General features: G+C 67.4%; 19 protein-coding genes. 5 read left to right on the forward strand and 14 right to left on the reverse strand.

The features are described from left to right. Positions 1 to 54 precede the first annotated feature (54 nt). The 10 genes from fadD32 to glf all read right to left on the reverse strand — a co-directional run bounded on the left by fadD32 (position 55) and on the right by glf (position 12,830). Positions 55 to 1,947, reverse strand: coding sequence for a long-chain-fatty-acid--AMP ligase FadD32 (gene fadD32, locus A5784_RS16545; protein ID WP_064945998.1), 1,893 nt, complete (start codon positions 1,945 to 1,947; stop codon positions 55 to 57). A gap of 216 nt (positions 1,948 to 2,163) precedes the next feature. Next, positions 2,164 to 3,174, reverse strand: a complete 1,011-nt coding sequence (gene culp6 / locus A5784_RS16550) for a carboxylesterase Culp6 (RefSeq protein ID WP_064945999.1) — start codon at positions 3,172 to 3,174, stop codon at positions 2,164 to 2,166. An 8-nt stretch (positions 3,175 to 3,182) separates the two neighbouring features. Continuing rightward, positions 3,183 to 3,638 carry a DUF732 domain-containing protein gene (locus A5784_RS16555; protein WP_064946000.1) on the reverse strand — a complete coding sequence of 152 codons (456 nt, stop codon included), beginning with the start codon at positions 3,636 to 3,638 and terminating at the stop codon, positions 3,183 to 3,185. 55 nt (positions 3,639 to 3,693) lie between these two features. Further along, positions 3,694 to 4,596 carry an alpha/beta hydrolase-fold protein gene (locus tag A5784_RS16560; protein ID WP_064946001.1) on the reverse strand — a complete coding sequence of 301 codons (903 nt, stop codon included), beginning with the start codon at positions 4,594 to 4,596 and terminating at the stop codon, positions 3,694 to 3,696. 245 nt (positions 4,597 to 4,841) lie between these two features. Further along, the gene (locus A5784_RS16565; RefSeq protein WP_064946002.1) at positions 4,842 to 5,849 is read right to left on the reverse strand and encodes an esterase family protein; all 1,008 of its coding nucleotides are present in this window, start codon (positions 5,847 to 5,849) and stop codon (positions 4,842 to 4,844) included. A 299-nt stretch (positions 5,850 to 6,148) separates the two neighbouring features. Then, positions 6,149 to 8,152, reverse strand: coding sequence for a terminal beta-(1->2)-arabinofuranosyltransferase (aftB, locus tag A5784_RS16570; protein WP_064946003.1), 2,004 nt, complete (start codon positions 8,150 to 8,152; stop codon positions 6,149 to 6,151). A gap of 28 nt (positions 8,153 to 8,180) precedes the next feature. Then, positions 8,181 to 9,098: a decaprenyl-phosphate phosphoribosyltransferase gene (locus A5784_RS16575; RefSeq protein ID WP_064946004.1), complete on the reverse strand. Its 918-nt coding sequence runs from the start codon at positions 9,096 to 9,098 to the stop codon at positions 8,181 to 8,183. A gap of 21 nt (positions 9,099 to 9,119) precedes the next feature. Then, positions 9,120 to 9,650 (reverse strand): phosphatase PAP2 family protein, encoded by a 531-nt coding sequence (locus A5784_RS16580; protein ID WP_064946005.1) that lies wholly within the window; start codon positions 9,648 to 9,650, stop codon positions 9,120 to 9,122. Between the two features lies 1 nt (position 9,651). Continuing rightward, positions 9,652 to 11,589: a glycosyltransferase gene (locus tag A5784_RS16585; RefSeq protein ID WP_064946006.1), complete on the reverse strand. Its 1,938-nt coding sequence runs from the start codon at positions 11,587 to 11,589 to the stop codon at positions 9,652 to 9,654. Further along, positions 11,586 to 12,830 (reverse strand): UDP-galactopyranose mutase, encoded by a 1,245-nt coding sequence (gene glf, locus A5784_RS16590; protein WP_064946023.1) that lies wholly within the window; start codon positions 12,828 to 12,830, stop codon positions 11,586 to 11,588. Before glf ends, A5784_RS16585 begins: the two co-directional genes overlap by 4 nt. Before the next feature lie 213 nt (positions 12,831 to 13,043). On the opposite strand from glf, the gene A5784_RS16595 reads away from it, so the two are divergent. Beyond that, on the forward strand, positions 13,044 to 14,030 hold the full coding sequence (locus A5784_RS16595; RefSeq protein ID WP_064946007.1) for a YML083C domain-containing protein: 987 nt from the start codon (positions 13,044 to 13,046) through the stop codon (positions 14,028 to 14,030). Positions 14,031 to 14,164: 134 nt separating this feature from the next. Beyond that, positions 14,165 to 15,763 (forward strand): N-acetylmuramoyl-L-alanine amidase, encoded by a 1,599-nt coding sequence (locus A5784_RS16600; RefSeq protein WP_064946008.1) that lies wholly within the window; start codon positions 14,165 to 14,167, stop codon positions 15,761 to 15,763. A gap of 30 nt (positions 15,764 to 15,793) precedes the next feature. On the opposite strand, the gene A5784_RS16605 is transcribed toward A5784_RS16600, so the two are convergent. Genes A5784_RS16605 through A5784_RS16615 form a run of 3 tightly spaced genes read right to left on the reverse strand, consistent with a single transcriptional unit; the run spans position 15,794 to position 18,180 of the window. After that, positions 15,794 to 16,618, reverse strand: coding sequence for a Cof-type HAD-IIB family hydrolase (locus tag A5784_RS16605; protein WP_064946009.1), 825 nt, complete (start codon positions 16,616 to 16,618; stop codon positions 15,794 to 15,796). Further along, positions 16,618 to 17,379, reverse strand: a complete 762-nt coding sequence (locus A5784_RS16610) for a lysophospholipid acyltransferase family protein (RefSeq protein ID WP_064946010.1) — start codon at positions 17,377 to 17,379, stop codon at positions 16,618 to 16,620. Before A5784_RS16610 ends, A5784_RS16605 begins: the two co-directional genes overlap by 1 nt. A 6-nt stretch (positions 17,380 to 17,385) precedes the next feature. Beyond that, positions 17,386 to 18,180, reverse strand: a complete 795-nt coding sequence (locus A5784_RS16615) for a lysophospholipid acyltransferase family protein (protein WP_064946011.1) — start codon at positions 18,178 to 18,180, stop codon at positions 17,386 to 17,388. Between the two features lie 176 nt (positions 18,181 to 18,356). Here A5784_RS16615 and A5784_RS16620 point away from each other — a divergent pair, with 176 nt between their 5' ends. Further along, the gene (locus A5784_RS16620; RefSeq protein WP_064946012.1) at positions 18,357 to 19,901 is read left to right on the forward strand and encodes an MBL fold metallo-hydrolase; all 1,545 of its coding nucleotides are present in this window, start codon (positions 18,357 to 18,359) and stop codon (positions 19,899 to 19,901) included. Further along, positions 19,898 to 20,233 (forward strand): PH domain-containing protein, encoded by a 336-nt coding sequence (locus tag A5784_RS16625; protein ID WP_029370817.1) that lies wholly within the window; start codon positions 19,898 to 19,900, stop codon positions 20,231 to 20,233. The genes A5784_RS16620 and A5784_RS16625 overlap by 4 nt, the downstream gene beginning before the upstream one ends. 10 nt (positions 20,234 to 20,243) lie before the next feature. Here A5784_RS16625 and A5784_RS16630 read toward each other — a convergent pair whose 3' ends face one another. After that, positions 20,244 to 21,068, reverse strand: coding sequence for a DUF5718 family protein (locus A5784_RS16630; RefSeq protein ID WP_064946013.1), 825 nt, complete (start codon positions 21,066 to 21,068; stop codon positions 20,244 to 20,246). A 99-nt stretch (positions 21,069 to 21,167) separates the two neighbouring features. On the opposite strand from A5784_RS16630, the gene A5784_RS16635 reads away from it, so the two are divergent. Further along, a complete protein-coding gene (locus A5784_RS16635) occupies positions 21,168 to 21,851 on the forward strand; it encodes a hemerythrin domain-containing protein (RefSeq protein ID WP_064946014.1) in 684 nt (227 codons plus the stop codon). The last annotated feature ends 2 nt before the right edge of the window (positions 21,852 to 21,853 follow it).

The following is a 21,853-nucleotide window of genomic DNA, read 5'->3' on the forward strand; positions in this document are numbered from 1 at the left end:
GGTCACCTTCGTCTAAGACCGGCCGCCAGGCGGGGCCATGTCGTTCGGCCTGGATCAGTCCGTCTCGTCGGGGAAAGCGTTCGCGATCTTGCCGCTGCGCAGGCTGCCGTCCAGGTAGGCGGCGCGGCAGGCCCGGCGGCCGATCTTGCCGCTGGAGGTACGCGGGATGGCACCGGCGGCGGTCAGCAACACGTCGCGGACGGTGACGCCGTGCCGCACCGCGATGGCGGCGCGGATGTCGTCGGAGATGGGGCCGACCTCCAGCTTGTGGGCGCCGGGCGCGCGCTCGGCCACGATCACGAGCTGTTCGGAGGTGTCGTCTGCGTCGCGCTTGATGCCGGCGTGGGCATTCTCGAAGACCTCGTCGGGCAGCTGGTTGGCCGGCACCGAGAAGGCCGCGACGTACCCGGTGCGCAGTGCCTTGCTGGCCTCCTGCGCCGAGTACTCCAGGTCCTGCGGGTAGTGGTTGCGGCCGTCGATGATGACCAGATCCTTCACGCGGCCGGTGATGTAGAGGTCACCGTCGTAGAAGGCGCCGTAGTCACCGGTGCGCACCCAGGTGGCGTCGTCCGCCGCGCCTTCGGCGTGCGACGGGCTGGTGCGCGACTTGAGGATGTTCTGGAAAGTCTCCGCAGTCTCTTCCGTCTTGCCCCAGTAACCGGTGCCCATGTTCTGGCCGCTGATCCAGATCTCGCCGACCTGGCCGTCGGGCAACTCGGTCGCACTCTCTGCGTCGACGATGACCGCCCACTCGGCAATGCCGACCTTGCCCGCCGAAGCCTGGGCCACGGCCTTGGGCGAATCCGCTGCCACCTCGACGATGCGACCGGTGTTCAGCTCGTCGCGGTCGACGGTGATGATCTTCGGCTCTTCTGCGGCCGGGGTGGTCGACACGAACAGCGTGGCCTCGGCCAGTCCGTACGACGGCTTGATGGCCTTGGGGGGAAAGCCGAACGGCCCGAACGCCTCGTTGAACCGGCGCACGGTCGCCGCCGAGATCGGCTCACTGCCGTTGAGCACGGCCTTGACGTTGGAGAGGTCGAGTGGCTCCGAGCCCTCCTTGGGCACGCCGCGGGCTGCCGCATGGTCGAACGCGAAGTTAGGGGCCACCGAGATGGTGCCGCCGGTGTCACCCTCCTTGCGGGCGAGCTCCCGGATCCAGCGTTCGGGACGACGCACGAAGGCAGCAGGCGTCATGAAGGTGAAGTAGTAGCCGATCATCGGGGCGATCAAGGCGGTGATGAGACCCATGTCGTGGAAGAACGGCAGCCAGGACAGGCCTCGGTCGCCCTCGTCGCCTTCCAGCCCCTCGACGACCTGCACCACGTTGGTGGCCAGGTTGAGGTGGGTGATCTGCACGCCGGTGGGGATGCGGGTGGAGCCCGAGGTGTACTGCAGGTACGCGATGGTGGTCTCGTCGGGCTGATCCGGCTTGATCCACGTGGCCGCGACGTCATCCGGGACCGCGTCGACGGCGATCACGCGCGGCCGCTGGTTGGCGGGCCGGCTGCGGAAGAACTTGCGCACGCCCTCGGCCGCTTCGGTGGTGGTCAGGATCGCCGACGGGTGGCAGTTGTCCAGCACCGCGTGCAGGCGGCCGACATGGCCCGGCTCGGACGGGTCGAACAGCGGTACCGCGATGCGGCCCGCGTAGAGCGCGCCGAAGAAGGCGACGAGGTAGTCGAGGTTCTGCGGGCACAGGATCGCGACGCGGTCACCAGGCTGGGTGACCTGCTGCAACCGCGCGGCGACGGCCTTGTTGCGGGCACTGAACTGCGCCCACGTCAGGTCGCGGGCGACGCCGTCACGTTCGGTGGAGAAGTCGAGAAACCGGTAGGCGAGCTTGTCGCCGCGCACCCTGGCCCAGCGCTCGACGTGTTCAACGATGCTGGCGCCGTCAGGAAACTTGATCTGTCCGTCCTTGATGAACGGATTGTGGAACGGCATATCTCTTCTCCTGTCAGAGCCGCACTCGTCGTGAAGCCTGTTATCGCACGTCGTTCACGGTGCGCCTCAGCCAGTCCACCGACCGCGCGTACCCAAACCCCGCAAATCGTACGCGTGATCGGACCCGGCACTCACCTACGTAAGCCCTTACTTTTCTCTTAATATTAAGGGAGTCGAGCGGTCCCATCCAAATCCGGCGCGCGCGTGGCCAAACCGTTATCCATGTGCCGGATGCGGCGCGTTCTCGATGAGGTTCTGCGCCCACGCCAGCGTCCACTGCGTGGCCGTCTGACCATTGAGAACCCAGAACTGCGGAGTGTTGTAGAGGGCGTGGACCGGGCCGGCGGCGCTACCCGACAGGGTTTCCAGCGTGGCAGGCAGGTTGACGATCGAGAACGCCTCCTGCGGAGCCGAACAGATCAGGTCACCGGTGCCACAGATCTCATTGGCGCGGTCGTTGAGGGCGCCGAACCCGCCCGGACGCGGTCCCGTCATCGTCAAACCCAGCGCCGACAGCGTCGGCACCTCGTGCAAGGTCACTTCGGCGCCCTGGCCGACGGGGTTGGGTCCGACGTCGTTACCCACACCCATCTGCCGGCGTCCGTCGGCGATCAACGTCACCCCGAGCACCAGGTCCTCGTCCACCGGACCGCGGCCGTTGCCGATGTCGCTGGCGATGTCGCCGCCGATCACCGCGCCCTGCGAGAAGCCCATGATCACGTAGCTGGTCAGCGGGCAGCGGTTGTTCATGTCCGTCAGCGCCTTCACCGCGGCGCGGGTGCCCTCGGCCCGGCTGTCGTTGTAAGACATCTGCTTGTCCGCGGCGAACGGATTGTGGAACTGCGCGGTGTAGGGAACCGTGTAGATCTCCATCCGCGAGTTGTCGAACTGGGCCCGCAGCGGGTTGGTCACGTTGAGCAGCAACGCCAGCGGGAACTGCACCGGGTTGGCCGGGTCCAGCTGCACCGAGGACTCCCAGGTGCCGGGGATCGACAGCACGAAGACATCCGGGCAGTCGGCGCTCTGGAACGCCGGGCGAGGCTTACGCGTCGTCGGCGGCACCTGCACCCCGGGCGACGGCTGGGCACTGGGCGGGGCCGACGGCGTCTCCGGCCTGCGCATCACGATCACCACGATCGCCACCACGAGCACCACGACAAGTGCCATCGCACCGGCAGCGATGAGGGCCAGGATGCGATGCCGCTTCCGTCGAGAATTTTTCGCCATGTCTCCTGCTAGCAGAGTTGTTCGGTTGCGATGCGGATGTAGTCGGAGGCCGCAGCGGTGACTTCACCGTTGGATTCGTCCCCGACTGACGCGGTGCCGTCCACCGCGTGGTTGGCGCGCACGTCGCTGCGCACCAGAGGTAGCACAAGATCCCACACCGCCTGATCATTCTGCTTCGCGGCCCGCGCCTGACAGACGTACGACCCGATGGTCAGGGCTTGGAGATCACTCGACGGCTTCACCCCCGCGGCGGCCAGCGCGTCGAGATACGACCGCTGCTGAGCGTTGACGGCCGGCGCGGTCGGCGCCGACACCAGGTCACCCGACTGGGCGTGTGCGTCGTTGATCTGCGATGTCGGCAACGCCAGCGGTTCCATCATGTCGCTGCCCGCGCCACAGGCGGTCAGCAACGACGAAGCGGACACCGCGAGAGCCAGGGTGGCCGACCGTACCGAGCGTTGCACGTCTCCACGGTACCGGCTGCCAAAAGTTGCCCCGGTACAACCGAATTGGACGCAGCTACTTGATGGTGGCCACCAATTCGCCAGACATCTGCGCCAGCTGCGGCGCCCAGCTGCCCCAGTCGTGCTGGCCGCCACCCTGGAAGTCGAAGTGCCCGTTGCTGCCGCCCACGCCGCGGTAGTGCGAATAGAACGCCCGGTTGCTGCCTTGCGCCTGGTCGCAGACACCGATCATCGCGGCCGGATCACTGCACGTCATGGTGTTGGGCGTGTACACCCAGAGCCGGGTGTTGGCGTCGGCGAGCAGTTGCACGTGCACGTCGGGATCCCGCCACTTCCAGCGGCCCAGCTGCGGCGCGCCCCACATTCCGTAGCTGTCGACGCCGCCGTACTGCGCGAGGCCTGCGGTGATCGCGCCGTTGAGCGTGGTGGCCGACGGCGTCAGGAAGCCCGACAGCGAACCCGCGAACCGGAAACGGTCCGGGTGAAATGCGGCGAGCGTCACTGCCGCGGTCCCGCCCTGCGAGACACCGACGATGCCGTGCCCGTTGGGGGCCAGGCCCTTGTTGGCGGCCAACCAGTTCGGCAGCTCGTCGGAGAGGAAGGTCTCCCACTGCTTGCTGCCGTCCTGCTCCCAGTTGGTGTAGAGGCTCCACGCGCCACCCGCCGGGGCGGCGACCGAGATGCCGCGGCCCGCCAGCGTGCTCATGGCATGACCGGCGTTGACCCAGTTGCTCACGTCGGGAGCGGCATTGAAGGCGTCGAGGAGGAACACCGCGTGCGGGCCACCGCCCTGGAACGCCACCGGGATGTCGCGGCCCATCGCCGCCGAGGGCACCATCAGGTACTCGACACCGTCAGCTCGCGCCGGGGCTCCCGTGAGGACCGACGAGGTCCACAGCCCGGCCGCCAGAACCGCGGTCAACAGCACCGCCCGCACGGCAATCAACCCACGCCTCATCCTCAAACCCCTCCTGTCGCCGGGAACTCCCGGAGAGCCATCGGACCTCATTGCTGAAAGTGCCCCCACGCAGACCCCCGCGCACGCGAGGAGCACAGAACCCCGCGCACGCGAGGAGCACAGAACCCGTTGTAGTGAACCACATCGGATACACAGGCGGCGGTGGAAACGACTGACGGCGGCGACCCCAGAGGATCGCCGCCGTCAGCGTCAATATCGTGTTCGGCCGCTACCGGCCCGCCTGATCAGGCGGTCGGAGTGGCGCCCAGCACGCGCTGCAGGTCAGGCTTCATGGCCTGCAGCTGCTGGCCCCAGTAGACCCACGCGTGGGTACCGCTCTGCGGGAAGTTGAACACCGCGTTCTGGCCACCAGCGGCGAGGTACTTCTCCTGGAACGTGGTGTTGGTGCGGCACAGGAAGCCCTCGAGGAACTTCGCGGGGACGTCGGTGCCACCGGACTCGTTCGGCTTGCCGTTACCGCAGTAGATCCACAGACGAGTGCCCTGGGCGGCGATCTTGCCCACGTTCACGGTCGGGTCGTTGGCCTTCCAGGCGTTGTTCGGATCGCCCGTCGAACCCCACATGTCGTCGGCCTTGTAGCCACCGGCGTCACCCATGGAGACGCTGATCAGCATGGGCCACCAGCCCTCGGAGGGGTTCAAGGTGCCGGACAGCGAGGCAGCGTAGATGAACTGCTCGGGGTGGTTCATCGACAGGATCAGCGCGGACGAACCGGCCATCGACAGACCCACGATGGCGCTACCGGTCGGCTTGACCTGCCGGTTGGCCTGCAGCCAGGCGGGGAGCTCCGAGCTCAGGAAGGTTTCCCACTTGTACGTCTTGCAGCCGCCGTCCTTGCTGCCACACGCCGGCTTGTACCAGTCGGTGTAGAAGCTGGACTGGCCACCGACGGGCATCACGACGGAGATGCCGGAGTTCAGGAACCACTCGAACGTCGGGAGCTCGATGTCCCAGCCGTTCTGGTCATCACGTGCGCGCATACCGTCGAGCAGGTACAGCGCCGGAGCACCCGGGCCACCGCTCTGGAACTCCACGCGGATGTCACGTCCCATCGCTGCCGACGGAACGTCGAGATACTCGACCGGCAGACCCGGGCGAGAGAAAGCCCCAGCAGTCGCCGAGCCACCCGCGACGCCTACCAGGCCAGGCAGCAGGGCCGCTGCCGCGACCGCAACCGTCAGCCGGCGCGACAGACCTGCCGCTGCGCCGCGCATCTTCCCAACGAACTTCATACTGCTCCCTATCTCATCTGTCGTATGCCGCACGTCAATTCAGCGGACGTAACCGGCTCACGTGCCCGTGTAGTCAACCACACGACGGCCATTTTCTTCTTTTCAGCAGCTGTCCGCCCTGGTCACACTCAGTCGTCCAAAGTGCGATCAAGGCAGATCATCGGGCACCCCGCAAGCGGACGCACGAGTGCACGATTACGTATCGGGCCACGACGGCCTACCGTTACCCAAACAGACCAACCCGCTGACAGCCAAATCCCAGGTTTGTGGTCTATCGCCCCACAACGCCGCCGCGCAAACTACGGACCCGTTGCGGGCATGCCCGTGTACGGCGGCACCTTGGTCGGCGGCGGTTGCAGGCCACACCGGTTGATCTCGTATAACGGCACGCGGTCGATCCGGTACTTGGTGAATTCGTAGGCGTGCGTGAGGTTCGACAGGAACCGCCGGAACCCCATCTCGCCGCGCAGAGAATTCAGCATTGTGTCGGTGTCAGGACACGTCAGCGCCACTCCGGCTTCGGTGATCCAGTCCTCGTCCAGATACGGCGGGACGTAGGGGTGTTCCTTGAGGAACGGTCCCTCGGCGACGGCCCAGTCCGGGAACAGGTTCTTGTCGTGGCCGATGCGGCCGTCGGTCAGGCGCCGCGTGTGCATTGCCAACGGGTTTGCCAGCCCGATCTGATCGATCACCCGCACGTTGAGTCCGGTGTTCATGCTGACCATGCCGAGGTTGGTGAAAAACACTGTGTGCGGCGTTACCAGCGCCCTGCGCTCCGACGGCGTGAGCCCAGGCGGCGGCGGCAGGGCGGGCACCACATCCCACACGTCGTAGTTGCCCGACGGCAGCAGCAGGGCGCCGTCGGGGGTGTTGTTGATCGCCGTCAGGACCGCCCGCATGCGTGGGTAGTCCAGATAGTCGGCCGCGGTCAGCGGATGCGCGTGACCGGTGGCCTGCGAGTAGAAGCGACGCTCGTCGACGATGCCGGAGTACGTGACCCGCGTGGCGTCGGCGCCCAGGCCCGGCGAGTTGGCCGCCCAGATCGACCATCCGACCACTGCGGCCCACAGCACGCTGGTGGCGGCGGCCAGCAGATAACCGGTCTCGCGGGTGAACTTGGTGCCGTCGGGCAGCACCACCGGAATCACCGCGACGGGGGCGAGCATGCAGAACACCGGCGCCAGCAGCACCCGGCCATGCATGAAGTCGCCGCCCTGGCGCACCCAGTACACCGCCTGCAGAAATCCGCTGGCCACCATGAAAATGACGATGGCGGGCGGACTTTGGATGGTCCGCGGCAGCCAGCCGTAGCCACGCGGCACCTGCCGCCGGACCCACCACGGCCGAGTCCTGGTGGCCAGCAACACCATTCCCAGCAGCACCAGCAGTACCGCGGGCACCCACAGCAGGTAGGGGTGGTTGAAGTTGGACAGGTAGATGAAGCCCTGGGCCCATTTGGACCCCGAGGCGTCCTTGGCCACCGCGGTGCCCGGCACCAGCAGGCCGTAGTAGCCCATCCGGAAGATCTGGTACCCCACGGGCAGCAGCCCGCCCGCGACGGCGATCAACGTCCGGCGACGCCACCCGCGCGCGGCCACCAGCATCATGATCAGCAGCCCGCCGCCCAGCAGAGCCAGCTCAGGGCGGATCAGCACGCTCAGCCCTGCGACGAAGGCCAGCGAGCCCTCGAGCACCGGGCCGGTGATGTTCTGCTGCCCTCGCTGCTGATCGGGATGTGCGCGCAGCGCCTGCGACCAGCACACCATCATCCACCACAGCAACCCGAGATAGGCCAGCGCCAAACCGCTTTCGAGCCCCGAGGTGGCGAAGTCGCGGGCCGGCGGGATCGCGATGTAGACCAGCGCACCGGCCGGCAGCAGCAGCGCGCGACGCCCCCGCAGGCTGGGCGCATAGAGGCGGCCGGTACCCAGCATGACGAGCACCACGCCGAGCACGCTGAGCACCAGCGCCAGCACCAGCACCACGTACTCCAGCCGCAGCGGGCCACCGATCCAGGCGCCGAGGGTCACCAGGTAGGTCCACGCCGTCGAGGTGTTGGCCTCCACCCGCTCCCCGGCGTTGAAGACCGGACCGTTGCCGGCCAACAGGTTTCGCACGGTCCGCAGCACGATCAAGCCGTCGTCGGCGATCCACCGGCGTTGCCAGGCACCCCACGCGAACAACCCGGCGGTAACCACGACGCCGACCCACAGGCTGATCCGAACCGACAGGTGGTACGGGAACGCCGGCCAGTTCTCGAACCGCTCGCCCAAGCCGCCGGCCCGCCTGCGCAGGTCGGTCACGCCGGGCCACCGGCGGGCATTGGCGGGGTCAGCTGAAAGCGATGGCAGCACCGATGGTCCCGATCCACGCCACAGCCAGCAGCTGCAGAACCCGGTCCCGCAGTGCGATCTCCTCCGGCTCGCCTGCGATGCCGCCATCGACGTCGACCGCGTAGCGCAGGATGGCGATGGTGAACGGGATCATCGATATGGCGAACCACGACGAGCCGACCACCCGGTCCCGCTCGAAGGCCCACAGTCCGTAGCAGACGACGACCGCGGTGGCCGCCAGCGTCCAGACAAAGCGCAGATACGTCGTGGTGTAGCTCTCCAGCGACTTGCGGATCTTGGCGCCCGTGCGCTCGGCGAGCTGCAGTTCGGCGTACCGCTTGCCCGATGCCATGAACAGCGAACCGAACGCCATGACGAGCAGGAACCACTGCGACAGCGGGATGCCGGTGGCCACACCACCGGCGATGGCCCGGATCAGGAATCCGGACGACACGATGCAGATGTCCAGCACCGCTTGATGTTTGAGGCCGAAGCAGTAGGCCAGCTGGATGGCGATGTAGATCGCCATCACCAGGGCCAGATTCGGGGTGAGCGACCACGAGATGCCCAACGACGCCGCGGCGAGCACGACTGCCAGCAGATAGGCCAGCCACTCCGGCACGACACCCGCCGCGATCGGCCGGAACCGTTTGGTCGGGTGCGCCCGGTCCGCCTCGACGTCGCGGGCGTCGTTGATCAGGTAGATCGACGACGACGCGAGGCAGAACACCACGAACGCGATCGTGACGTTGTAGGCCAGGTCCTCGTAGTTGTAGTGGACGCCGCCGCCCAGCGCCGCCATCGGCGCGGCCAACACCAGCAGGTTCTTGACCCACTGGCGGGGGCGCATCGCCTTGATGGCACCGGTCACCACATTCTTGGGCGGGCCGGAAGTCGGCTGGGCTTCCTCACTCATCCGGGCTGTGCTCATCGCTCATCAGTCTCCTTCGACCCCAGAATCCCGGTTCACCGCTGTTCCGACCGCTTTCCCCACCAGGGCACCGACGGCCACGCCGGTGAGCACATCGGTCGGGTAGTGCACACCGAGCACGAGGCGCGACAGCGCCATCGGCGGTACCAGGACCGCGGGCAGCGGCAGACCGGTGGTCTGGGCCAGCAGCACCGCGGCGGCGGTGGTGGAGGTGGCGTGCGCGGACGGGAAACTCAGCCGACTCGGGGTCCCCACGTTCACCGCGATGTCGGGGTGATGTGGACGCTCGCGGCGTACCACCCGCTTGATCACCACCGCGGCGGCGTGTGCCAGGAAAGCACCGGCGCCCACCGCGATCCAGGACCGGCGCTTGGACGGCTGCACCAGCGCGCCCGCCGCGGCCACGCCGACCCAGCCGAGGCTGTGCTCCCCGAAGTGGGACAGCGCACGGGCCCCGGCGAGTACGCCGGGGCGGCCAGCCAGTGCCGACTGAACGGCTACCAGCACGGCGTCTTCGCCGCGCGGGGCGTCGGCCACGTCAGGCCTTCTCGCCGGATTCGGCGAGCAACACGGTCTCCCACTTCTGGGTGCTCGACAAGGTCGGCAACGCATCGCGGTACACCTTGCGCATGCGGTCGAACTGACGCGCGATCCGCAGCTGCTGCCGCAGCGAAGCACGCAGCAGCGCAAACATTTTCGCGCGATCACGCTGGCGGTAGACGACACCGCGGCCGTCGGCGGTGGTGACGGTGACCCCGTCGACCATGCACAGCGAGAACCACCGGGCGTCCTGCGTCGCCACGTTGATCTGCGGCCGAACGTGGGTCTCGGGATCAGCCTCGCGCAGCTGGTTGGCGACGCCGCGGGCCAGCCGGACCGCGATCGCGGCCTTGGACACCGGGATGCGCACCTTCTTGCGCTTGAGGTCGCTCGCGGGCGGCAGCGCGGTCGCACCCGGGAGCACCACGGCGTCAGGGTATTCGGTACGCATCTTGCGGATGTCGGGCAGCGCCGATTCCAGGATCGAGAAGATGTGCTCCGGCCCGGCCAGGAAGTCCTCCATCGCCCGGTTCTGGATGGCGACCGTCGAATACTCAAGGCAGAGAAGGTGTTTGAAGGTGGCCTTGAGGTGGCTGGCAAGCAGCCCGCGGATGTCGCCGTCCCAGTGGATGGCCGAGATCACCAACCGGTTGCGCAGGTGGAAGTACGCCTGCCAGTCGATGGCGTCGTCCTTGTCACTCCACGCCATGTGCCAGATCGCCGCGCCGGGCAGGGTCACCGTGCGGTAGCCGTGCTCGGCGGCCCGCAGGCCGTATTCGACGTCGTCCCACTTGATGAACAGCGGCAGCGGTTGGCCGACCTCTTCGGCCACCTGCCGCGGGATCATGCACATCCACCAGCCGTTGAAGTCGACGTCGATGCGGCGGTGCAGCAGCTTGCTGCGGTAGGCGTCGACGTCGTCGAGGGCGTACTTGGAGAAATCGTGGTCGTATTCGGCGTTGGGCGCGGCCGACCACATGAAGTTCGCCCGGTCGACCATCTCGCCCATGATGTGCAGGTGCGACGGCTCCTGCAGATTCAGCATCTGCCCGCCGACCAGGGTCGGTTCCTTGGCGAACCGGTTCATCGCCAGGGCGCGCAGGATCGAATCCGGCTCGATGCGGATGTCGTCGTCCATGAACAGGATCTGCTCACAGTCGGTGTTCTTCAGCGCCTCGTACATCACGCGGCTGTACCCACCGGAACCGCCGAGGTTCGGCTGGTTGTGAATCGAGAGCCGGTTGCCCAGTGCCGCGGCGGCCTCGGCGAATCCGGGATGGTCCTTGGCCTTGCTGGTGCCCTGATCGGACACGATGGCCGCGCAGATCACCTCATCGACGAGCGGGTCGGAGGTGAGCGCCGCCAGCGCGTTGACGCAATCCGCGGGCCGGTTGAAGGTCGGGATGCCGACGGCAACATTGGCCCGGCCCGGCGCGGCCGTCGGCGCGTACCAGCCCGCGCCGTGCACCGTCACCTTGGAGTCGGTGGTGATGTCGAACCAGATCCAGCCGCCGTCCTCGAACGGCGTCAGGTCGATCTCGAACTCGACGCTCGCGGGCTCATCGGAGTCGCCGCTGGAGACGGGTGCGCCGCCGACGGTGATGCGCGCGCCGGTGGCCTTGGAGCGGTACACGTCGACGCGCGCGCTGCCGGTCAACTCGACCCGCAGCACCACCGACGTCAGCGTCGACCAGCGCCGCCAGTAGCTGGCCGGAAACGCGTTGAAGTAGGTCGCGAACGAGATCCCGGATTCCGCGCCGATCTCCAGCGTCGTGCGGGTGGGGGCGTGTGCGCGACGCGCGTTGGTCGGATCCTCGTCGAGGTACAGCTTGCGGACGTCGAGCGGCTCGCCCGGTCGCGGCAGGATCACGCGGGCCAGCAGACTGACGGCCCTGGATTCTCCGGCGTCGAGTGCGCCGGATGGGATGTCACTCATGCTTTGCTGCTTTCCTTCTCGGGTTCGGTGACGAGCGGCGCACCGTCAACCAGATGCGGTGCCAGCGTGTTGTCGTACATGTTCAGCGCGCTGGCGATGGCCATGTGCATGTCCAGGTATTGGTAGGTGCCCAGCCGGCCCCCGAAAAGCACCTTGGCCGAGGCTGTTTCGGCCTTGGCGCGGGCGCGGTAGGTGGCCAGCAGGGTGCGGTCGGCTTCGGTGTTGATCGGGTAATACGGCTCGTCGTCGTTCTCGGCGAACCGGGAGTATTCGCGCATGATCACGGTCTTGTCGGCCGGGTACACCCGCTCGGGGTGGAAGTGCCGGAACTCGTGGATGCGGGTGTAGGGCACGTCGGCGTCGTTGTAGTTCATCACCGCGGTGCCCTGGAAGTCGCCGGTATCCAGCACGTCGACCTCGAAATCCAGTGTGCGCCAACCCAACCGGCCTTCGGAATAGTCGAAGTACCGGTCCAGGGGCCCGGTGTAGACCACCGGAGCGTCCGGGTTCTCGGCCCGCAGGCTCTCGCGCACGTCGAACCAGTCGGTGTCGAGGACCACCTGGATGCGGTCGTCGGCGGCCATCTTCTCCAGCCACGCGGTGTAGCCGTCGACCGGCAGCCCCTCGTAGGTGTCGTTGAAGTACCGGTTGTCGAATGTGTAGCGCACCGGCAGCCGGGTGATGTTGGCCGCGGGCAGTTCCTTCGGGTCGGTCTGCCACTGCTTGGCGGTGTAGTGCTTGACGAACGCCTCGTAGAGCGGGCGGCCGATCAGCGAGATGGCCTTTTCCTCGAGGTTCTGGGCGTCTTTGGTATCGATCTCGGCGGCCTGTTCGGCGATCAGCGCCCTGGCCTCGTCCGGCGTGAAGTAGCGGCCGAAGAACTGGGACACCAGACCGAGGCCCATCGGGAACTGGTAGGCCTGCCCGTTGTGCAGGGCGAACACCCGGTGTTGGTAGTTGGTGAAGTCGGTGAAGTTCCGGACGTAGTCCCACACCCGCTGGTTGGAGGTGTGGAACAGGTGGGCACCGTATTTATGGACTTCGATGCCGGTCTGCGGTTCGGGTTCGGAATAGGCGTTACCGCCGATATGCGGACGTCGCTCGATGACAAGTACGCGCTTGTCGAGTTGCGTCGCCACGCGCTCGGCGATCGTCAGGCCGAAGAAACCGGAACCAACGACAAAGAGGTCGAAATGACCTTTGGGCTGGGCCGCGCCGACCCGGGGAGATAAGGACGTCATCGGCAGCAAGGGTATCCGACGGGCCCGCTACAGCCCGAATTCGATAGCGGGCGTAGGTCGCAATTCGCTCACAATTCAATATCGTCACTCTAGACCCTTTAGTCACACCAGTACCATCGATCACGTTGGCACTCATGGGCTCCGCACGTTTCGTCCTTAGCTGCTGACAGACCTGAGCAGTACAGATATGCAGTCCAATTTGAGGAGACTTCCGTGCCGAACCGACGTCGACGCAAGCTCTCGACAGCCATGCGTGCAGTCGCTGCAGTGGCAGTCGCAAGTCCAGCAGCATTGGTTGCGGTCACCCAGCTTTCCCCTGAGCCTCAGCAGCGCGAATTCACCCAGGCCGCGATGATCACCGACCTGCCCACCGAGCTGATGTCCGCGCTGTCCCAGGGGCTCTCCCAGTTCGGCATCAACCTGCCGGGCGGGTTGCTCGGCGGCACCGGAGCGTCGCCGTCGCTCGCCTCGCCGACGCTGACCTCGCCCGGCCTGGGTGCGCCCGGCCTGGGTGCGCCCGGGCTGACCAGCCCTGGTCTCACCTCCCCCGGCCTCACCTCGCCCGGGCTCACCAGCCCCGGGTTGACCAATCCGGGCCTGACCAGCCCCGGCCTGACGGCACCCGGTGGTGCCGGCCTGCCCGGTGCCACCCCGGGGGCCACGCCGAGCCTGACCGCGCCTGGCGCGCTGACCGATCCCGCGCTGAGCAACCCAGCCCTGAGCAACCCGGCATTGACCAACCCGGCCGGCGCTCTGCCCGGCGGGCTGACCAACCCGGCCGGCGCCGTGCCCGGTGGGCTGACCACGCCGAGCCTCGGCGCTCCGACCACCCCGGGCCTCACCACGCCCGGTCTGGGCACCGACCCGTCGCTGATGCCGATCTCCAACGGCGGCGCCCTGCCCGCCCCGGGTGAGGTGCCGATCGCCGGTGACCCCGGCCTGGGTGGCACCTACCCGATCCTCGGTGGCCCGCTGGGGAGCGATCCGTCGCTGAGTGCGATGCCTGCCACCAGCAGCACTGGCGGTGGTGGCCTCTTCGGTGACCTGTCCAGTGCCGCCCAGCAGCTCGGCGCCGGCCAGGCGATCGATCTGCTCAAGGGCATGGTGATGCCGGCCATCACCTCGGCGATGAAACAGGGCATCCCTGCGGCCGCACCCGCGGTACCGGCACCGCCGGCTCCGCCGCTGCCCACACCCTGACGGGCCGGGCAGGAAACGCTTGTTACAAAACGGCACCGCAGAAGCCAGTGGAGGCTCTGCGGTGCCGTTGCGTGCACGCTGAGAATCGCGTGTCGAAACATTGGTAACAACAGACCCATACGTAACATCAGTCCGTGCTGTCCCGCCGTACCGCGCCGCCGCTGCTCTTCACTGCGCTCGCGGCAACGGTCGTCATCCTCCCGTGGGCGATCGACGGCGTGCCCGGTGGCAACCACAACGACCCCGCACACGCTGGACCTGTACTCACCCAGCAACCGTTGAACAATCTGAGCAGCGGCGACAGCGTCCGAGAGATCCACCAGGACACCCCGTTCTCGATGGTCGCGCTGACCGCACAGGACCTCAGCGGCACCTCGGCCAAGGTCCGAGCGCAGAAAGCCGACGGCTCCTGGGGGCCGTGGTACCAAGCGGAGAACCTCGACGGCGTCGGCAATGAAGGCGGCCCCGGACCACGCGGCACCGAGCCGGTGTTCGTCGGGAAAACCACCACCGTGCAGATCGCCGTCACCCACGCTTTGCCTGCGAACCGGCCTCCCGGACCTCAGCAGCCCGGCCTCGGCTACCGGCCCGCGTCCGTCGAACAGCCGCTGCCCCAAACCGTCAACGCGGTCCTCATCGCCCCGCCGAGGGCCCCGGTCGACACCGGGCCGCTGCCCACCGCCGCCACCCCGCCTGGTGTTCCGCCCAACGTCATCACGCGCGCCCAGTGGGGCGCCGACGAGTCGATGCGATGCGGAAACCCGGTGTACGACAGGAATATTCGCGCCGCAGTCGTGCACCACACGGCCGGCAGCAACGACTACGCACCGGAAGACTCGGCCGGGATCGTCCGGTCGATCTTCGAGTACCACGCGCGCACGCTCGGCTGGTGCGACATCGCCTACAACGCGCTGGTCGACAAGTACGGCCAGGTGTTCGAGGGCCGGGCCGGCGGCATCAACCGGGCAGTCGAGGGCTCGCACACCGGCGGGTTCAACCGCGACACCTGGGGTGTGGCGATGATCGGCGACTTCAACGATGTACCGCCCACCGAGATTCAGCTGAACACGGTCGGACGGCTGCTGGGCTGGCGCCTGGGCCTCGATCACGTCGACCCCAAGGGCAGCGTGGTCCTCACCTCCGCGGGCGGCTCGTTCACGCACTTCCCGCTCGGCGCGACCCCCACCCTGCCGACGATCTTCACCCACCGCGACGTCGGCAACACCGAATGCCCAGGCAACGCCGCCTACGCCCAGATGGACCGCCTCCGCGACATCGCCGCCCGGTTCAACCAGCCGCCGGGCCCGGCGGACCTGGCCGAACAGATGCGGGGCGGCGCCATCTACGCACGCTGGGAATCCCTCGGCGCCTCGGGCGGGCTTCTCGGCAACCCGACTTCGCCCGAGACCGCGGCGGAAGGATCGGCCCGTTACGCCACCTTCGAGCGGGGCGCGATCTACTGGTCACCGGAGAGCGGCGCCCAGCCGGTGACCGGCGCCCTCTACGAAGCCTGGGGCTCGCTCGGCTTCGAACGCGGCGTCCTCGGCCTGCCGACCAGCGGCGAGATCCCCGAGCCGCTGTGGATCGGACAGAACTTCCAGCACGGCACGCTCAACTTCGACCGCGAGAAAGGCACCGTGACCCGCGTCGTCGACGGGGTTCCGCAGGAACTGCCACCGCCGCCGGCCGACCAACAGCCGGTTCAGCTGGAGCGGTTCACCCCGATCACCTAGCGGCTCCGGTCTTATTGCTCCTCGCGTCCGCTAGCCCCACCAGCGTTCGAGCACCCGCGCCACACCGTCGTCGGCATTGGTCACGGTCACCTCGTCGGCGGCCGCCACAGCGTCGGGGTGAGCGTTGCCCATGGCCACACCGCGCCCGGCCCAGCTCAGCATCGGCACGTCGTTGGGCATATCGCCGAACGCGACGACGTCGACGGCACTGAGCCCGAGCGGGCCCGCGAGCTGCTCAACCCCGGTGGCCTTGCTGATGCCCACCGGCACCACCTCGATCAGACCGTTGTTGGTCGAGTAGGTGATGTCGCCGAGCAGGCCGACGTGCTCGGCGAGCGCGGCGGCCATATCGGAGCTTCGCGCCCCGGCCTTGCGGACCAGCAGCTTGACGGCAGGCTGGGACAACAGGTCCTCGACGGACACCTCGGTGTTGTCAGGATTGAGCCACGCGTGCTCGTAACCCGGCGAGCTGACGAACTGCGGGGTGGCCGCATCGTGTGCCGAGATGCCGACACGCTCCACGGCCAGGCCGGCGCCCGGGATCACCCGGGACGCGATCTCGGCCAGTTCACCGAGGGCATCGGGCAGCAGCGTGTTCGCCGAGACGATCCGATCGGTGGCCGGGTCGTAGATCACCGCGCCGTTGGCGCACACCGCCAGCGGCGCGAGCCCCAGGCCGTCGACCACGGGCGTGATCCAACGCGGCGGCCGGCCCGTCGCCAGTACGAATATCGCGCCCGACGCGACGGCGGCCTGCACGGCCGCCCGCGTGCGCGGGGTCACCTTCTCGTCCTCGTCGAGCAGCGTCCCGTCAACGTCCGTGGCGATCAGCCGCGGTCTCGGATCGATCGCCATCAAATATTTTTTCCTGTCGCTTTACCCGCCCGCTTACGCGCGCGCTCGGCCAACTCGGCCTCGTCGAGGCGCTTGGCCTCCTGGAGCGTCGGCGCCGACCCGCCCAGTCGGCGTGGCACCCAGTACTGCCCCGCGGGCGCCGGGTACTCGCGCTGCACCCGGTCCAGCAGATCCGTCATCGTGGTGCGCAGCCGTGCGTCCAACTGCTCGACCGTACCGGTCGGCGCAAGCGGCTGCCCCACCGCCACCGTGACGGGAAACTTCTTGCGCCCCACCGATTTCGGATGATCCTTTGTCCAAATCCGGTGCGCGCCCCAGACGATCAGCGGGACGATCGGCACGTCGGCCTCCAAGGCCATCCGCACCGCTCCCGTCTTGAACTCCTTGAGCTCGAAGCTGCGGCTGATGGTGGCCTCGGGGTACACGCCGACCAGCTCGCCGTGGCGCAACGATTGCACCGCGAGGGCATAGGCTCCCGCCCCGGCCTCGCGGTCCACGGGAATCGTCCCGGTGTGCCTGATCAGGAAATTGACCGGCTTCACCTGCTGCATCTCGGCTTTGATCATGAAGCGCATCCGACGTCCGCGCTCGGTCGCCGCCAGAGCGGCAGGCAGAAAGTCCACGTAGCTGGTGTGGTTGATCGCGACGACGGCGCCGCCCGTCGCCGGCAGATTCTCCACGCCGCGGAAGGTGATCCTGGTTCCGGTAGCGCGAACCACCAACTTGGCTGCGATTTCCAAACTTCGGAAAACGGGTTCCATACGGACCTACCCCGACGCACCAGTCGGCTCGGCGGGCCCGGACTGATCCCCCAATGCCCGCCGCCGGGCCGCCTTCTCCGCGGCCTCCTCGGCATCCATCCGGTTGGCTTCGGCCAGCGACGGCGCACCGCCGCCAAGGCGATGCGGCACCCAGAATTCGCCGGGCGGGTACGGCCCATATGCGTCCTGCACCTGTTCCAGCAGGTGTTGCATGCGGGAATGCAGCAGCGCCGTCAGCTCGGCCGCAGGCAGCGTCGGCTGGATCGGCTCACCGACGGTGATGAAGATGGGCACCTTGGGCCGGTAGAGCTTCTTCGGATGCCCCTTGGTCCAGATTCGCTGGGCACCCCAGACGATGTGCGGAACGATCGGCACGCCGGCCTGGATCGCCATCCGCGCCGCGCCGGACTTGAACCCCTTGATCTCGAAACTGCGGCTGATGGTCGCCTCGGGGTACACCCCGACCAATTCACCGGCCTTGAGGTACTCGACGGCCGCATCGTAGGAGGATGCGCCGTTGTCCCGGTCCACCTCGATATGGCGCAGGCTGCGCATGATCGGCCCGGTGATCTTGTTGTCGAACACCTCTTTTTTGGCCATGAACCGGACCTTGCGGCCCCGCTTCTGCTTGTACGCAGGCAGGCCGGCGAAGGTGAAGTCGAAGTAGCTGGTGTGGTTGATGGCCACCACCGCTCCGCCGGTGACGGGCAGGTTCTCCACCCCGGTCACAGTGAACTTCAGCCCCTGTAGCCGCCACGCCAGCCGGGCGAGCTGGATGACAGTCCCGTACACCGGTTCCACAGCCGCCAGCGTAGTGGGCAGCCCCGACGGGCGCGTATGCGGCCGGATTCTGTTCGTCCTGCTCGCGTGCGGGGCCACCGGCCCCGTGAGGCACCCCTGGCCTGCAGCGCTTCGGCGCGTCGCCGGATTCCGGCTAGGCTGGCTGACGCTCCATGTTCTGAATCGAAAGGCTATTCGTGCAGGTCACAAGCGTCGGACATGCCGGCTTCCGGATCGATACCAGGGCCGGCAGCATCTTGTGCGATCCGTGGGTCAACCCGGCGTACTTCGCGTCGTGGTTCCCGTTCCCGGACAACAGCCAGCTGGACTGGGCAGCACTGGGCGACGTGGATTACCTCTACGTCTCCCATCTGCACAAGGACCACTTCGACCCGGAGAACCTGCGCCGCCACGTCAACAAGGACGCCGTGGTGCTGCTGCCGGACTATCCGGTGCCGGACCTGCGCCGCGAGCTGGAGAAGCTGGGCTTCCACACCTTCTTCGAGACCACAGATTCGGTCAAGCACACCGTCAGCGGCCCCAAGGGCGACCTCGACGTCATGATCATCGCGTTGCGGGCCCCGGCGGACGGCCCGATCGGCGACTCCGGGCTGGTGGTGTCCGACGGCGTCACGACCGCGTTCAACATGAACGACGCGCGGCCCGTGGATCTGGACGTGCTGCACGCCGACTTCGGCCAGATCGACGTGCACATGCTGCAGTACTCCGGGGCCATCTGGTACCCGATGGTCTACGACATGCCCGAGCGGGCCAAGGAGGCCTTCGGCATCCAGAAGCGCCAGCGCCAGATGGACCGCTGCCGCCAGTACATCGCGCAGGTCGGGGCCACGTGGGTGATCCCGTCGGCCGGTCCGCCCTGCTTCCTGGACCCGGAGCTGCGCGACCTCAACGACGACCACGGCGACCCGGCCAACATCTTCCCCGACCAGGTGGTGTTCCTCGATCAGATGCGCAGCCACGGTCACGACCGCGGCCTGCTCATGGTGCCCGGCTCCGTCGCCGATTTCACCGGCTCCGAGCTGAACGGGCTGAGCCACCCGATCGAAGACCCCGAAGCGGTGTTCACCACCGGCAAGGCCGCGTACATCGAGGACTATGCGCAGCGGATGGCCCCCGTGCTGGCCGCCGAGAAGGCCGGCTGGGCGCCTGCGGCCGGAGAACCACTGCTGGAACCGCTGCGCGCGGTGTTCGAACCGATCATGCTGCAGTCGGACCAGATCTGCGACGGCATCGGCTACCCGGTCGAACTGCGCCTCGGCGCCGAGACGGTGGTGCTGGACTTCCCGAAACGCACTGTGCGCGAACCGATTGCCGACGAGAAGTTCCGCTACGGGTTCGAGATCGCGCCCGAGTTGGTCCGGACTGTGCTACGCGACAACGAACCGGACTGGGTCAACACCATCTTCCTGTCCACCCGCTTCCGGGCCTGGCGCGTCGGCGGCTACAACGAATACCTGTACACGTTCTTCAAGTGCCTGACCGACGAGCGGATCGCCTACGCCGACGGCTGGTTCGCCGAGGCGCACGACGACACCGCCACCATCACGCTCGACGGCTGGGAGATCCAGCGGCGCTGCCCGCACCTGAAGGCAGACCTGTCGAAATTCGGTGTGGTGGAAGGCAATACCCTCACCTGCAACCTGCACGGCTGGCAATGGAACCTGCAGAACGGCAAGTGCCTGACCACCAAGGGACACGAGTTGAGGTGCGCCGAATTGTGAGCGCACCGCACCAGTACTACGACGACGGGCTGATCCAGCTGGACCGTGAGGCGATCACGTTGCGGCGCTACCACTTTCCGTCGGGCACCGCGAAAGTCATCCCGCTGCGCGACATCCGCACCTACAAGGCCGAGTCGCTGAACATGCTGCACCGCTTCCGGTTATGGGGCAGTTCGGATCTGCGCCGGTGGCTGCCGTTGGATGTCGGGCGTCCACTGCGGTCGACCCTGGTGACTCTCGAGATCGAGCGATCCTACTGGCGGCCGGCTTTCACCCCGGCCGATCCGGAGAAGTTCACCCAGATGCTCGACGAGGTGCTGCACACCCCGTGACAACCGGGGCTCAGCTGTCCGAAACCACCTGTCGCAGTTCGGATGCCGCGTCTGTCACGGTGTCGTACACCCGCACGATGGCCTCGTCACCCGGCTTGAGGAACGTCGACTCGCCCAGCGGTGTGTAGCGGGTGGCGCCGATACCGATCAGCACGTTGCGGGGATGGCCGCTGGCCACCATCAGCGCGCCGACATCCTCCAACGGCGTGTCTGCCGAACCCTTCTGGTTGGCCAGTCGCTCGACGATCCAGTCCAGCAGCACCTCGCCGTAGTACGAGTAGCCGACCAACGGGGAGTCGACGCCATAGGCATGCTGCTCACCGTTCCCGTCGCGCAGGTAGCAGACCAACCGCATGGTGGCCGTCGGGCCGTCCGGAGTCAGGTCGCTGATGTCGAAGAACTGCGGCGCAACGCCTTTCGACGCCGGGCCCCAGTTCTTCTTGTAGCTGATCTTGGGGGCGCCGGGGCGCCGGATCGAGCAGTCGTTGAACGCGCCGAGCGCGAACGGCTCCAACCGCACCACGGTGTCGCCGTTCCACACCATCCGGCAGGCGACCCCGACCTCGGGCTCGATCTGCAGGTTCAGCGGCCCGTCGAACCCGGAACCCTCACCCGCGTCGGGCAACACGATGGCGTCGTTGGACAGCGGGAACTCGCCGAGGAAGTCGTCGCGACCCGGCGCGTACCACGGGAAAATACCTTTGGGCGCATAGCCTTCGGTGACGACCTTGACGAAATCACCGGCCTCCCCTGCCTGCTCGAGATGGCCGGCGAAGTTGCCCGCCACTCCGAATCCAAACCAATTCCGCAGCTCGGCAAGGTCGATATCGATCATGGCTGCCAACCCTACTGTGGGCACGACAAGCCGGTGACAAGTCGTGCTTAAGTGGCCGGCAGCAGGCTGTACCCGACACCGAGCCCGAGGAGTACCGCCGTGCCCACCACCGTCACCGTCGAACCCCGTCATGCGGGCGATCCCGCACCGGATCTGCTGGGTATCACCCTGGCCCACCGCGCCATGCTGGCGGATCTTGTCCGCCTCACCGAGCTGGCCATGGCGGTCCGCGACCGCGACGTGATCTGCACACCCGGTCGGGCCCGCGCCATCTCCCGCTACGTGGAGATGCTGTGCGATTCGATCCATCACCACCACAGCACCGAGGACACTGTGCTGTGGCCGGTCATCCAGGCCAGTGTGGGCAGCCACCTGGATCTCAGTGAGCTGACCGACGACCACGCCGCGCTGGACCCGCGGCTGGACCAACTGCGCGCCCGGGCGGCGGCGTTCCGGTTGTCGATGGGTGACCGCCGGGTGGCCGGCCTGATGGCCATCGAGCTCGCCGAGCTCTCGACCCTGCTGACCGACCACATCAACGACGAAGAGATGGAAGTGTTTCCGCTGATCAGCGAGCACGTCTCGGTTGGGGACTGGACGGCGGTGGAGACCGCCGCCCGGGCCGGCGCGCGGATGTCGTTCGACGGGCCCCGCTCGCTGGCGGTGATGACCGACGACGAACGGACCCAGTTCGCACACCACGCGGGCGTCGGGCTGCGGATGCTGCTCGCGGTCATGCGGGTGCGGCATCGTCGGCTGGAACGGGCCGTCTTCGGCCGGTGACG

The organism is Mycobacterium sp. 852013-50091_SCH5140682, from assembly GCF_001665685.1.
Taxonomy (GTDB): Bacteria; Actinomycetota; Actinomycetes; order Mycobacteriales; family Mycobacteriaceae; genus Mycobacterium.

Coding starts and splice junctions, on each gene's coding strand:
- culp6 (WP_064945999.1), bottom strand. CDS start 3,174: ATGGCGAAAAATTCTCGACGGAAGCGGCATCGCATCCTGGCCCTCATC.
- A5784_RS16565 (WP_064946002.1), bottom strand. CDS start 5,849: ATGAAGTTCGTTGGGAAGATGCGCGGCGCAGCGGCAGGTCTGTCGCGC.
- A5784_RS16585 (WP_064946006.1), bottom strand. CDS start 11,589: ATGAGTGACATCCCATCCGGCGCACTCGACGCCGGAGAATCCAGGGCC.
- fadD32 (WP_064945998.1), bottom strand. CDS start 1,947: ATGCCGTTCCACAATCCGTTCATCAAGGACGGACAGATCAAGTTTCCT.
- glf (WP_064946023.1), bottom strand. CDS start 12,830: ATGACGTCCTTATCTCCCCGGGTCGGCGCGGCCCAGCCCAAAGGTCAT.
- A5784_RS16610 (WP_064946010.1), bottom strand. CDS start 17,379: ATGGAACCCGTTTTCCGAAGTTTGGAAATCGCAGCCAAGTTGGTGGTT.
- A5784_RS16560 (WP_064946001.1), bottom strand. CDS start 4,596: ATGAGGCGTGGGTTGATTGCCGTGCGGGCGGTGCTGTTGACCGCGGTT.
- A5784_RS16575 (WP_064946004.1), bottom strand. CDS start 9,098: ATGAGTGAGGAAGCCCAGCCGACTTCCGGCCCGCCCAAGAATGTGGTG.
- A5784_RS16605 (WP_064946009.1), bottom strand. CDS start 16,618: ATGGCGATCGATCCGAGACCGCGGCTGATCGCCACGGACGTTGACGGG.
- A5784_RS16630 (WP_064946013.1), bottom strand. CDS start 21,068: ATGATCGATATCGACCTTGCCGAGCTGCGGAATTGGTTTGGATTCGGA.